We start from the raw sequence: 12,461 nt of genomic DNA on the forward strand, positions 1-12,461 counted from the left end.
CTACCGACCGCAGGGAGCCGGTGATGAGCGACCGCGAGACCGACCGGCAGGCACCCGGCACGACGGTGCGCGCGGACGGCGTCGAACTCGGCGTCGAGACCTTCGGCCGCGACGACGATCCGCTCGTGCTGCTGGCCGGTGGGCCCACGATGCTGTCGTGGCCCGATGCGCTGTGCGAGCAGCTCGCGGCGGGCGGCCGGCGGGTGGTCCGCTACGACCTGCGCGACTGCGGAGCGTCGACGACCCTCGACCCGGATGCGCCCGCCTACGACCTGCGCGATCTCGCCGCCGACGCGGCGGCGCTCGTCGGCGCGCTCGGCGCGGACACCGCTCATCTCGGGGGCGTCGGGGTCGGGGGGATGGTCGCCCAGGTCGCTGCGCTGGATCACCCGAACGCGTTCTCCGCGCTGACGCTGGTGGGCACCCGACCGGTCGCGCCCGGCCCCGTGGACGACGATCTGCCGGACCACGACGCGACGACCATGGCCGCGCTGTTCTCGCGGCCGATGCCCGACTGGACCGACCGGGCGGCCGTCGCGGCGTTCGCCGCCGACGGTGCCGACCTGCTGGGCAACGATCCGCAGCAGGCGCGCGCCACCGCGGCACGGGTCTGGGACCGCGCACGATCGAGCGCACCCGCGGTGCAGCAGGCGAACCACCTCGGCACGGTGTTCGCCCGGCTCGACTGCGCGCCGCGCTGGCGGGAGCGCCTCGGCGAGCTCACGCTGCCGACGCTCGTGGTGCACGGGCGCACCGACCCGTTCTTCCCGGTCGGCAACGGCCAGGCCCTCGCCGCCGCGATCCCGGCCGCGCGGCTGCTCGTCCTCGACGCCATGGGCACCGCGCTGCGCGACACCGCGGCCCACGACGTCGCCACCGCCATGCTCGCCCTCTCGGGGCAGCCCTCACGATCGGCGCACGATGGTCACCGCTGACGACGTCCGTGAGATCGCGACCGGGCTGCCGGGGACGACCGAGCGGCTCGTGCAGGACCAGGTGCGGTTCAACGTCGGGCGGTTCGTCCACGTCGCCCTCTCGCGCGACGAGCAGACCATGGGCTGCGCCTTCCCCAGGGAGGAGCGCGACGCCGCGATCGCGGCCGAGCCGCACAAGTTCACGCTGCCCGGCGTCGGAGACCGGCGCCACCGCTGGATCCACGTCCATCTGGCGACGATCGACGAGCGGGAGCTCACGGAGCTCGTCACCGACGCGTGGCGGATGTGTGCGCCCAGGACCGTCGTCCGGGCGCACGACGCCGAGCAGGCCTAGCAGCTCGGTTCGACCGACAGGACGCCCGGCAGCGTCCGGACGCGGTCGGCGAACTCGGCGCACTCCGCGCTGGTGAGCGCAACGGTGCACTGGACGCACGAGCAGCTGACGCCCTCGTGGACGTCGACCGAGAAGTCCGGGACGCGGTAGCCGAACGAGCACAGCGCCGACGCGAGGTCCATGACCCCCGGCATCCCGCCGGTGGTGAGGATGGTGAACGGGCGCGGCAGCCGGGAGGCGCGACGCGGGGCGGGGGTGGTGCGGGCCGGCTCGAGCGTGGTCACGGCGGGTGCTCCTGGGGATCCGTGGAAAGGGGATCCGAGCCAGGCCTCGGGGCTCAGCCTCGCGTGACGGGGGCGAGCGGAACGGGCGCGCCGGGGACCTGGCTCACCCGGCGCGCCGGAGTACTACCTCTCGACGCGCGATCACGGCGGGGATGTTACCCCCGCCACGGTGATGGTCAACTCGAGGGGCCCTCGCGCGGCGGGTCGTCGTCCGGGTCGGACGGTGGCTCCTGCTCGGGCGTCGACCCGGGCTCGGGGTGCTCCGGCTCCTCGAGCGCCGCGGAGAGGGTCTCCGCGTCGAGACGTTCGAGGTGGCCGCGGAACTCGGCGACCGCCCGCTCGATCGCCTCCTCGTCGGGCCGGTCGGGCAGCACGCTGCCCGCCTCGTCGAGCACGTCCGCGCTGGCGTACAGCGGCGCGCCCACCCGCACGGCCAGGGCGACGCCGTCGGACGGCCGCGCGTCGAGCCGTCGCGGGCCGTCCGGTCCGGTCACGGCGAGCTCGGCGAGGAACGCGCCCTCGCGCAGCCCGGTGACGTGCACCGCGTCCACCCGTGCGTGCAGGGCCTCCACCAGCGCCGCCATGAGGTCGTGCGAGAGCGGCCGTGGCGGCGGGTGGCCGCTGAGCCCGATCCCGATCGACGTCGCCTCCGCCCCGCCGATGAAGATCGGCAGCACGCGGTGCGGCGCCTCCTGCTCGCGCAGGATGACCAGCGGCGTGCCCGACATCGCCTCCACGTGCAGGCCGACGAGGTCGACGCGCTTCATCACGCCATCCGTCATCGGCGCGTCCTCGTCCCTCGACGTCCCGTGTCCGCCCTCCACCCTGCGCGCCGCACCCGCCGCACGCCCAGGGCCGAACGGCCCGCACTCGGTGGTCACACCATGACGATCCCGCCGTCGATCATCACCGCCTGCCCGGTCATGTAGTCGGCGTCGCTGCTCGCGAGGTACGACACGAACGACGCGACGTCCTCGGGCGTCTGCACGCGGCCCAGCGCGATGAGCTGCGAGTACTGCGCCAGCGCCTCCCCCTTGCCCGTGCCCAGGTAGCCGCCGAGACCTGCGTCGATCTCGTCCCACATCCTGGTGCCGACGATGCCGGGGCAGTAGGCGTTGACGGTGATGCCGTGCCCGGCGAGCTCCTTGGCGGCGGCCTGGGTCAGGGCGCGGACCGCGAACTTCGACGCCGAGTAGTGCCCGAGGTGGTCGAAGCCCTGGTGGCCGGCGATCGACGCCGCGTTGATGATCTTCCCGCCGTGGCCCTGCTCGATCATCGCCTCGGCCGCGGCCTGCAGGCACCACAGCACGCCGCCCACGTTGATCGACAGCATCCGCTGCAGGTCGTCGGGCGTCACCTCGCGCAGCGTCTTGACCTGCGCGATGCCGGCGTTGGAGACCATGACGTCGATCGCGCCGAACCGTTCGCGGGCAGCGGCCACCAGGGCCGTGCAGGCGTCCTTGTCGGCGACGTCGGTGGCCACGGACGCGGCCTGCCCGCCGGCGTCGGTGATCTCCTGCGCCACCGAGCGGGCCGTGTCCGGGTCGATGTCCGACACCATCACCGCGAGCCCGTCGCCGGCGAGGCGGCGGGCGATGGCGGCGCCGATACCGCGTCCGGCGCCGGTGACGACGGCGACGCGCGTCCCCGCGGCGGTCACGGGTGCACCAGGATCTTCACGTTGGTCTCCTTGTGGTCGATGAGCTCGCGGAAGCCTCGGTCGACGATGTCGTCGAGGGGGATGCGGCCGGTGATGAACTGCTCGACGTCGACGACGCCGTCCCGGATGAGGTCGATGACCTCGGGGTGGCGCCCGGCGTAGGCGAGCGAGCCGATGAGGCGGATCTCGGAGAACACCAGCGAGTTCACGTCGAACGTCGCCGGGTGGCCCCAGATGGAGACGTTGACGCAGGTGCCGCCGGGCCGGGTGGACGCGACGGCCTGGGCGAGCACGGGGTCGAGGCCGGCGCACTCGAACGTCACGTCGGCCCCGGCGCCGTCGGTGAGGTCGCGGATGGCGCCGGGCACGTCGACCTCGGTCGGGTCGAGGACGTGGTCGGCGCCGGCGCCGGGCGCCTTCGCCTTGCGGGCATCGGCGGGCTCGATCACCACGACCTGCCCGGCGCCCACCGCCTTGAGCGCGGCGGCGGTGACCAGCCCGATCGGTCCCGACCCGAAGACCGCGGCGGTCTGCCCCGGCTGCAGACCGGAGAGCTTCGCGGCGTGGTAGCCGACGGCGAGCGGCTCGACGAGCGCGCCCTGCTCGGTGGACAGGCCCTCGATCGAGTGCACCCACCGCTGGTCGACGACCATCTTCTCGGCGAAGCCGCCCTGGTCGCCGTCGAGCCCGATGAAGCCCAGCGATCGGCAGATGTTGTAGCGCCCGGCGCGGCACGCGACGCAGTGCCCGCACACGTCGTAGGGCTCGACGACGACACGGTCACCCTCCGAGACGCCCGAGACGCCCTCGCCGACCTCCGCGACCACGCCGGAGAACTCGTGACCCAGCGTGATCGGCACCGCCCCGCCGGTCAGCGGGTGCGGGGACTGCGGCGTCGGCGCGAAGATCGGGCCGTCCTCGAACTCGTGCAGGTCCGTGCCGCAGATGCCGCACCACTCGACGGCCACCTGGACCTGGCCCGGTCCCGGACGGGGTTCCGGGAGGTCCTCGATGCGGACGTCCTCGCGTCCGTGGAACCGCGCAGCCTTCATGGGTCCTCCTCGTGCGATCGGCTCACCGTCATCCCACGAGGGTGAGCCCGATCACGGCCAGGGTTGCAGCGGTGTTGCAGCGTCACCGAGGAGTCGGGCGACGTCGGTCGGTGACGGCGGGACGACCTCCACACCCGGCGCGATGCGGTACGGGCGGGCCGCGAGCAGCCCGCCGAGCACGCGGCGCAGCCGCGACAGCTCGGCACGCACGGTGACAAGGTGGTCGGCGTCGTCGTAGAGCGCGCGGCTGATCGCCGCCGCGTCCAGGCCGTCGCTGCCCGCCCGCATGAGCAACGCCAGGATCTGCAGGTGGCGCCGACCCAGGGCGTGTCGCCACGCCTCGCGGCCCTCGACGACGGCACCCGGCGGGTCGGCGTCGAGGTCCAGCCGCAGCCGCGTCGACCCGGGTCCGGCCGAGCTCGACGGCCGCAGCAGCCAGCCCCCGGGGACGCGGTCGGGCAGGCAGGCGCCCAGGCCGTGCACGAGCAGCGCCTCCCCCGCCCGCGGGACGGCCACCCGGTCGCGCGGCGCCAGCCCGGTGGCCGCGGCCACCCAGCCGTGGTCGTCGACGACGAGCGCCGGGCCGGTCTCGCGGGCGAGCAGGGGTGCGGCCACCGCGCGCAGCCGGTCGAGGCGGGTCTCGTGCGCGGCCCAGAGCCCGGTCTCGGCGAGCCGCACGGCGGTGTGGACGAGGGCGACCGTCGTCGGGTGGACCGTCGGCGCGGGCCCGGACAGGTCGACGACACCGAGCATCTCGCCGGTGCGCGGGTCGTGGATCGGGCTCGCCGTGCAGGTCCAGGGATGCTGGGCGCGGACGAAGTGCTCGGCGGAGAAGAGCTGTACCGACGCGTGCTCGGCGAGCGCGGTGCCGATGGCGTTCGTGCCGACCGAGGCCTCGGTCCAGTCCGCGCCCGGCAGGAAGCCCAGGTCGTCGGCGAGACGCCCCACGCGGAGCGCCCCTTCGCGCCAGAGCACGAAGCCGTCGGCCGCGGTGATCACCATGATGTGCTCGGCGTCCTCGGCGACGGCCGTGAGGCTCGCGCGCAACTGGGGCAGGACGCCGGCGATCGGGGACTCCGCACGCCGGCGCTCCACGACCTCCGGGGGCGCCGGGTCGTCGAGCGAGCGCCCGTCGGGGGCGACCCCGTAGGACAGCACGCGGTCCCACGAGCGGCTGACCACGCGCCGCAGCGGCGTCGTCGGCCGGCTGCCCGACAGCCGCGCGTCGTGGGCCTGGTGGAGCAGGCGGGCGTGGCGGCGCAGGTCGGTGGAACGGGTGACCGCGCAGATGCCGTCGCCCTCGTGCGTCATCCCGAACCCTTCGACCTCCCGCGGCCCCTGCCGCAGCCTAGGCAGCGGTGGTGAGCGGCGCCATAGAGTCCGCCCGCGGTCCCCGAGGGTCCCGCCCGTCACCCTTCCGGACCCCCCTTCTTCGGCGGACCCGCTGTGGAGGCCGGGAGAGTACCCATGCCGCTACTAGTCGTCCTCCTGCGTACGGCTATACGGGTGACGGACTCCCTCTTCTGACGCCACCTCTCTTTACGCAGTGCGATGCCCGCAGGCACCGTCAGGGAAAGGACCCATGGGGGTGCACGATGACGACGACGGACGCCACCGGGGTGGGGCAGGGATCCGAGGAGGTCCAGGGCCGGCTGGGCTCGGTACTCGCGGTCAACACCCCGGCGTCGACCACCGACCACGTCGTGATCGCGCTGCCCTCCTACAGCCTGGGCGAGTCGTTGCTGTCGCACTACGCCGACCGCATCCCGGCCCTCGAGCACCGCTACCTGCTGGCGTTGTTCGCGACGTCGGTCATCCCGTCCTGCGAGATGGTCTTCGTCAGCTCGCAGGCGCCCGACGCCGAGATCCTCGAGCACTACGCGGACCTGCTCCCGTCCCACCGCCGCGCGGCGGCCCGTCGGCGCTGGCGGGTGGTCACGGTGCCCGACGCGTCCGCCCGGTCGGTCGCGGCCAAGCTGCTCGACCGTCCCGACCTCCTCGAGCGGCTCCGCGACCTGATCGGCGACCGCCCGGCGCTCATCGAACCGTGGAACGTCACCGAGGACGAGGTCGAGGTCTCACGACGACTCGGAGCACCGATCAACGGCACCTCACCCCGGCTGCGCCACCTCGGCTCGAAGAGCGAGGGCCGGCGCCTCCTCGCGCGGGCCGGCGTACCGACGCCGGCCGGGTGCGAGGACGTGCGGACGGTCGACGACGTCGTCGGCGCCGTCGAGTCGATCGCGCGTCGTCGGCCCGGGCTGAGCGGCGTGGTCGTCAAGCTCGACGACAGCGGCGCCGGCGCCGGCAACGCCGTCGTCCCGCTGCCCGACGGCGCGGGCCGGGAGGAGGTCCGGGCCCGCGTCGGTGCGTTGTCCCCGTCGTACCTGGTCGACCTGCGGGCGGGCGGCATCGTCGAGGAGCTGGTCACCGCGCCGGTGATCGCGAGCCCCAGCGCCCAGATCGATCTCGCCCCGTCCGGGGACGTGCGGGTGCTGGCCACCCACGACCAGGTCCTCGGTGGGGCGGGCGGTCAGGTCTACACCGGGTGCCGGTTCCCCGCGGACCCGGCCTACGCCCCGGAGATCGCCGCCCACGCCCTGGCCGTGGGACGCGAGCTGGCCGCCCGCGGCTGCGTCGGCCGGGCCGGCGTGGACTTCATGGCGGCGCGCGACGCCTCCGGCCGCTGGGAGATCCACGCCCTGGAGATCAACCTCCGCAAGGGCGGCACCACCCACCCGTACACCGCCCTGCGCAACCTCGTGCCCGGGCGCTACGACACGGAGCGCGGCGCCTGGGTCGCCCACGACGGGACCACCCGCGCGTACGTCTGCACCGACAACCTCGTCGACGAGGCCTGGCTGGGGCTCCCGCCCGCGACGGTCATCGACGCCGTCAGGCGGGCCGGCGTCGGGTTCGACCCCCGCTCGGGCGCCGGCGTCGTGCTGCACATGCTGTCCTGCCTCGCCATCGACGGACGGTTCGGGCTCACCGCCATCGGCGGCTCGCCCGAGCACGCCGCCGAGCACCACCGCCGCGCCGTGGCCGCGGTCGAGGCGGCGGCACGCTCGATCGTGCCCACCGTGCCCACCGTGCCCACGGTGCCCACGGTGCCCACGGTGCCCACCGTGCCCACCGTGCCCACCGTGCCCATCGTGCGCAGCCCGGCGGAGGGGGCGGACGAGGTGGGTCCACGTGTTGGGGCACGTCCCGTCGCGGGCACCCCGGGCCGGTGACCGAGCCGCTGGACCTCTTCGGCGCCGACGCCGACACCACCACCGAGCTGCCGCCGGACCTCGATGCCCTACGGGCGCAGGCCGCGGGGTGCACGCGCTGTGAGCTCCACCAGGACACGACGCAGACCGTGTTCGGCGCCGGCCCGAGGTCGGCGCGGCTGGTGATGGTCGGCGAGCAGCCCGGCGACCAGGAGGACCGGCAGGGCGCGCCGTTCGTCGGGCCGGCGGGGCGCCTGCTCGACGAGGCCCTCGACGAGGCCGGCGTGGCCCGCGACGACGCCTACGTCACCAACGCCGTCAAGCACTTCAACTTCCGCTACCACGGCAAGCGGCGCATCCACGAGACCCCGAAGGCGGGCCACATCCGGGCCTGCCGGCCGTGGCTGGACGCCGAGCTGGCGCTGGTGAGGCCCCAGGTGCTGCTCACCCTCGGCGCGACCGCCGGCAAGGCGCTGCTCGGCCCGAAGTTCCGCATCACCGCCGAGCGCGGCGAACCGCGGCCGTGGAACGACCTGACCCTCGTGCCCACCATCCACCCGTCGGCGATCCTGCGGGCCGATCCCGACCGCGGGCAGGACCGCGACGAGATGTTCGCGGGCTTCGTCGCCGACCTGCGCCGGGCCGGCGAGCTGCTGCACGCCTGACCGCGGCGTGGCGAGAGCTCAGCTCAGTGCTGCGGAGCGCGCCCGAGCCGCGCCACGGTCTCCGCCGGGTCCATGCCGTGCAGCCGCAGCAGGTTCTCGCCGAGGATCTTTCGCTTCGCCTGGTCGGTGAGCTGTGGGTAGCCGTAGCCGTCGCAGAGGTCCTGCGGGATGGTGAAGTCACGGAAGGCCCGCAGCGCCCACTGGGGCTCCCAGATCGGCGCCTCCGACCCGTACACGATCTTGTCCTCGCCGCACCAGAACAGCAGCTTGCCCAGGATCTCCGCGAACATCCGTGGTGACCGGACCACGAAGTTGATCGTGGCGGCGAGCGAGGCGTACAGGTTCGGGTAGCGGATCAGCTGCCAGCAGACCTCGTCGAGGAACGGCAGGCCCACGTGGTAGATCACGAAGTTGATGTCGGGGAAGTTCGCCGCGGCCCCGTCCATGTCCCACGTCTGGGTGTGCTCGACGGGCTGCGGGCCCAGCGGCACACCCTTGTGCACCCCGATGAGGTTCACCCCGAGCTGCTGCGCCTTCTCGAAGATCGGGAACGCGACCTTGGGGTCGTCCATGCGCCACGGCACCGGCGCGCCGAAGTCGTAGCGCACGTTGTAGAACTTGAACGCCCGCGCGTTGAACTCCCCGACCTGCCGTTCCATGAGGTCGAGCGCCTTGCGCCCCTCCAGCGGGTTGACCGAGCCCCAGAAGACCGTGCGCTCGGGGTCCTGCGCGGCGAGCTCCGCGCACTCCTCCCACGGTGAGAGGCCGTCCCGGAACAGGTCGGTCAACGGCAGGGGCATCGCCACGAGCATGTCCGTGTCGGACCGGCCGTAGACCATCTCGTGGATCTCCGACGGCGTCCAGGTGCGCAGGAACTCCTCCGGGGGCAGCTTGGGCTCGTCGTCCGGGGTCAGCGCGTTGTGGAAGGCGTAGATGTGGTTGGCGAAGAGCTCGCCGTCCCGGTTGAAGGCGTTCTTCGGGTCGAAGTTGAACGGGTGGGCGACCCCGTCGAACACGAACGCGTCACCGATCATGAGGTGGTCTCCTCGGGCGTGCGGTGGTGGCTGGCGACGTAGGCGTCGCGGTCGGCGACGGCGGCGGGCTCGGGGAGGAACCGCAGCTTGCGCACCGCGGACTCCGAGAGCCGGTCGCTGGTCCACGCCTCGTCCCAGACGATCTCGACCTCGCACGACGCGACGCCCGGCTGGTCGGCGACCACCTGCTGCACGTCGGTCAGGACGCGGGACGCGAACGGGCACCACCCGGAGGTGAGCAGCAGCTCGACCCGGGCGTGGCCCTCGCGCACCGACACCGAGCGCAGCAGCCCCATGTCGACCACGGAGATGCCCTTGTCCCGGCAGCAGGGGTCGTAGACCTCGGAGAGCGCCTCGGCGGCCCAGGGCGGTACAGCGGGGACCGCCGCGGCGGACGACTCATCCATCCGACGATTGTGTGACCTACATCTCAGTCAGGGAAGACCGCCGGGCGAGCGCCGTGCACGAGCAGCCGTCGGGGCTAGCTCACCCCGGCCGCGTCCATCCCCCGCATCTCCTTCTTGAGGTCGGCTATCTCGTCGCGCAGGCGGCCGGCCAGCTCGAACTGCAGGTCGCGCGCGGCGGCCATCATCTGGTCGGTGAGCTGCTGGATGAGGTCGGCCAGCTCGGCGCGGGCCATGCCCGAGGTGTCGCGGTGCTCGACGATGCCCGAGCTGCCGCGGCCCCCGGCCTCGCCCGCCGCGCGGCGGCCCCGCGAGCTGTTGCGCGCCGACCCGCCGACCTCGACCGACTCCTCGGTGTCCTCGGCCTCGCGGTAGACGCGATCGAGGATGTCGGCGATGTTCTTGCGCAGCGGCTGGGGGTCGACCCCGCGCTCGGTGTTGTAGGCGATCTGCTTCTCGCGGCGCCGGTTGGTCTCGTCGATGGCGTACTGCATCGACTCGGTGACCGTGTCCGCGTACATGTGCACCTGGCCGGACACGTTGCGCGCCGCGCGGCCGATCGTCTGGATCAGCGAGCGCTCGCTGCGCAGGAAGCCCTCCTTGTCCGCGTCGAGGATGGCGACCAGCGACACCTCGGGCAGGTCGAGACCCTCGCGCAGCAGGTTGATGCCGACCAGGACGTCGTACTCCCCCGACCGCAGCTGGCGCAGCAGCTCGACCCGGCGCAGGGTGTCGACCTCGGAGTGCAGGTAGCGGACCTTGATGCCGAGCTCGAGCAGGTAGTCGGTGAGGTCCTCGGCCATCTTCTTGGTCAGGGTGGTGACCAGCACCCGCTCGTCCTTCTCGACCCGCGTGCGGATCTCGCCCACGAGGTCGTCGATCTGGCCCTTGGTCGGCTTGACCACCACCTCCGGGTCGACCAGGCCGGTGGGCCGGATGACCTGCTCGACGAACTCGCCGCCGGCCATGCGCATCTCGTAGTCGCCCGGCGTGGCCGACAGGTAGACGGTCTGACCGATACGGTCGGCGAACTCCTCCCACGTCAGCGGGCGGTTGTCGGTGGCCGACGGGAGGCGGAAGCCGTACTCGACGAGGTTGCGCTTGCGCGACATGTCGCCCTCGTACATGCCGCCGATCTGCGGCACGGTCACGTGCGACTCGTCGATGACCAGCAGGAAGTCGCGCGGAAAGTAGTCGATGAGCGTGGCCGGCGCCGTCCCCGGCCCGCGGCCGTCGATGTGGCGCGAGTAGTTCTCGATGCCCGAGCAGAAGCCGACCTGACGGATCATCTCGATGTCGTAGGTGGTGCGCATGCGCAGCCGCTGGGCCTCGAGCATCTTGCCCTGGCGCTCGAGCTCGGCCAGGCGCTCCTCGAGCTCCGCCTCGATGGCCTTGACCGCCTTCTCCATGCGCTCCGGACCGGCGACGTAGTGGGTGGCCGGAAAGATGCGGACGTCGTCGACCTGCTTGACGACGTCGCCGGTGAGCGGGTTGAGGTAGTACAGCGCCTCGATCTCGTCGCCGAAGAACTCGATGCGGACCGCGAGCTCCTCGTACGCCGGGATGATCTCCACGGTGTCGCCGCGCACCCGGAACGTGCCGCGGGCGAAGGCCATGTCGTTGCGGGTGTACTGCACGTCGACCAGCGCGCGCAGCAGCTGGTCGCGGTCGAGCTCGTCGCCGACGGCGAGCGCGACCGAGCGGTCGAGGTAGGACTGCGGCGTGCCGAGGCCGTAGATGCACGACACCGACGCGACCACGACGACGTCGCGGCGCGAGAGCAGGTTCGAGGTCGCCGAGTGGCGCAGCCGCTCGACGTCCTCGTTGATCGAGGAGTCCTTCTCGATGTAGGTGTCGGTCTGCGCGATGTACGCCTCGGGCTGGTAGTAGTCGTAGTACGAGACGAAGTACTCGACCGCGTTGTTCGGCAGCAGCTCGCGCAGCTCGTTGGCCAGCTGGGCGGCCAGCGTCTTGTTGGGCGCCATCACCAGCGTGGGGCGCTGCACCCGCTCGATGAGCCAGGCCGCGGTGGCCGACTTGCCCGTCCCGGTGGCGCCGAGCAGCACGATGTCGTGCTCACCGTCCTTGACACGCCGCTCGAGCTCGTCGATGGCCGCGGGCTGGTCGCCCGCCGGGTCGTACGGGCTGACGACCTCGAAGTGGCCCCCGGTGCGCTCGATCTCGCCCACGGGGCGGAACTCGGAGTGCGCGAGCGCGTCCTCGGGGAGCCCCTCGGGGTTGTCCCCGTCGCGGGCCGAGCCGGGGACCTCTGTCGCGAACGCCATGGGATCGAGGTTAACCGCGCCCCCCGACAACGGTGGTCGGGCTCGGGGCCGCCCCCGGCACTATGGTCGCCCACCGTGGGGATCCACCCGCCCAAGCTCGAGACGTTCGACGTCGCGGCCGGCACGAACACCGACCCGAAGGGCTTCGTGCGCGCGGTCGACCTCTACCGCGAGGCGCCGCACGGGCTCTACCTCAGCCGCCCCATGCCCGACCACCCCACGCTGACCCACCTGCGTTCGTGGCTGCTGCCCGACCTGGGCCTGCGGGTCACCGACTTCACGTGGCTCCCCGGGTACGAGCGGATGCAGGACCACTACCTGGACATCGTCGACGTCAGCCGCGACGGCGAGGTCTGGCGCACCGAGGACCACTACGTCGACCTCGTCGTCCACACCGGCGAGCGCACCGAGGTGCTCGACCTCGACGAGCTCGCCGAGGCGGTCGCGGCCGGTCTGCTCGACCCCCCGCGCGCGGAACGGGCACTCACCACGAGCCACCGCACGCTCGCGGGCCTCGCCGAGCACGGCCACGATCTCGAGTCCTGGCTGGCGACCCACGGCATCGCCCTGACCTGGCCCGTGTGATCTGCATC

At 73.0% G+C, this 12,461-nt stretch carries 13 protein-coding genes; 5 read left to right on the top strand and 8 right to left on the bottom strand.

Annotation, left to right across the window (positions count from 1 at the left end; all coding sequences use genetic code 11):
• The first annotated feature begins 23 nt into the window (after positions 1 to 23).
• Both C8D89_RS08270 and C8D89_RS08275 read left to right on the top strand, forming a co-directional pair.
• Positions 24 to 935 carry an alpha/beta fold hydrolase gene (locus C8D89_RS08270; RefSeq protein WP_116707616.1) on the top strand — a complete coding sequence of 304 codons (912 nt, stop codon included), beginning with the start codon at positions 24 to 26 and terminating at the stop codon, positions 933 to 935.
• A complete protein-coding gene (locus C8D89_RS08275; protein WP_116707617.1) occupies positions 922 to 1,269 on the top strand; it encodes an MmcQ/YjbR family DNA-binding protein in 348 nt (115 codons plus the stop codon). Before C8D89_RS08270 ends, C8D89_RS08275 begins: the two co-directional genes overlap by 14 nt.
• Here the strand turns inward: C8D89_RS08275 and C8D89_RS08280 are convergent.
• The 5 genes from C8D89_RS08280 to C8D89_RS08300 form a co-directional block, all read right to left on the bottom strand.
• Entirely contained in the window at positions 1,266 to 1,553 is a 288-nt protein-coding gene (locus tag C8D89_RS08280; RefSeq protein WP_116707618.1) for a hypothetical protein, read from the bottom strand. The genes C8D89_RS08275 and C8D89_RS08280 overlap by 4 nt on opposite strands.
• A gap of 176 nt (positions 1,554 to 1,729) precedes the next feature.
• The gene (locus tag C8D89_RS08285) at positions 1,730 to 2,335 is read right to left on the bottom strand and encodes a bifunctional nuclease family protein (RefSeq protein WP_116707619.1); all 606 of its coding nucleotides are present in this window, start codon (positions 2,333 to 2,335) and stop codon (positions 1,730 to 1,732) included.
• A 95-nt stretch (positions 2,336 to 2,430) separates the two neighbouring features.
• Positions 2,431 to 3,213: an acetoin reductase gene (locus C8D89_RS08290; RefSeq protein WP_116707620.1), complete on the bottom strand. Its 783-nt coding sequence runs from the start codon at positions 3,211 to 3,213 to the stop codon at positions 2,431 to 2,433.
• Entirely contained in the window at positions 3,210 to 4,265 is a 1,056-nt protein-coding gene (locus C8D89_RS08295) for a 2,3-butanediol dehydrogenase (protein WP_116707621.1), read from the bottom strand. The genes C8D89_RS08290 and C8D89_RS08295 overlap by 4 nt, the downstream gene beginning before the upstream one ends.
• Before the next feature lie 51 nt (positions 4,266 to 4,316).
• The gene (locus C8D89_RS08300) at positions 4,317 to 5,576 is read right to left on the bottom strand and encodes a GAF domain-containing protein (RefSeq protein ID WP_116707622.1); all 1,260 of its coding nucleotides are present in this window, start codon (positions 5,574 to 5,576) and stop codon (positions 4,317 to 4,319) included.
• A gap of 284 nt (positions 5,577 to 5,860) precedes the next feature.
• Here C8D89_RS08300 and C8D89_RS08305 point away from each other — a divergent pair, with 284 nt between their 5' ends.
• Positions 5,861 to 7,501, top strand: a complete 1,641-nt coding sequence (locus C8D89_RS08305; RefSeq protein WP_133251844.1) for a peptide ligase PGM1-related protein — start codon at positions 5,861 to 5,863, stop codon at positions 7,499 to 7,501.
• Positions 7,498 to 8,145: a UdgX family uracil-DNA binding protein gene (locus C8D89_RS08310; RefSeq protein WP_116707624.1), complete on the top strand. Its 648-nt coding sequence runs from the start codon at positions 7,498 to 7,500 to the stop codon at positions 8,143 to 8,145. Before C8D89_RS08305 ends, C8D89_RS08310 begins: the two co-directional genes overlap by 4 nt.
• 23 nt (positions 8,146 to 8,168) lie before the next feature.
• On the opposite strand, the gene C8D89_RS08315 is transcribed toward C8D89_RS08310, so the two are convergent.
• From C8D89_RS08315 to uvrB, 3 genes are all read right to left on the bottom strand, one after another.
• The gene (locus tag C8D89_RS08315) at positions 8,169 to 9,179 is read right to left on the bottom strand and encodes an amidohydrolase family protein (protein WP_116707625.1); all 1,011 of its coding nucleotides are present in this window, start codon (positions 9,177 to 9,179) and stop codon (positions 8,169 to 8,171) included.
• Complete coding sequence (locus tag C8D89_RS08320) at positions 9,176 to 9,586, bottom strand: metal-sulfur cluster assembly factor (RefSeq protein WP_116707626.1); 411 nt, start codon at positions 9,584 to 9,586, stop codon at positions 9,176 to 9,178. Before C8D89_RS08320 ends, C8D89_RS08315 begins: the two co-directional genes overlap by 4 nt.
• A gap of 74 nt (positions 9,587 to 9,660) precedes the next feature.
• A complete protein-coding gene (uvrB, locus tag C8D89_RS08325; protein ID WP_243417945.1) occupies positions 9,661 to 11,868 on the bottom strand; it encodes an excinuclease ABC subunit UvrB in 2,208 nt (735 codons plus the stop codon).
• A gap of 75 nt (positions 11,869 to 11,943) precedes the next feature.
• Here uvrB and C8D89_RS08330 point away from each other — a divergent pair, with 75 nt between their 5' ends.
• Positions 11,944 to 12,453 carry a ribonuclease FAU-1 family protein gene (locus C8D89_RS08330; RefSeq protein ID WP_116707627.1) on the top strand — a complete coding sequence of 170 codons (510 nt, stop codon included), beginning with the start codon at positions 11,944 to 11,946 and terminating at the stop codon, positions 12,451 to 12,453.
• Positions 12,454 to 12,461 lie beyond the last annotated feature (8 nt).

The sequence above is a fragment of the Actinomycetospora cinnamomea genome, from assembly GCF_003096675.1.
Lineage (GTDB): Bacteria > Actinomycetota > Actinomycetes > Mycobacteriales > Pseudonocardiaceae > Actinomycetospora > Actinomycetospora cinnamomea.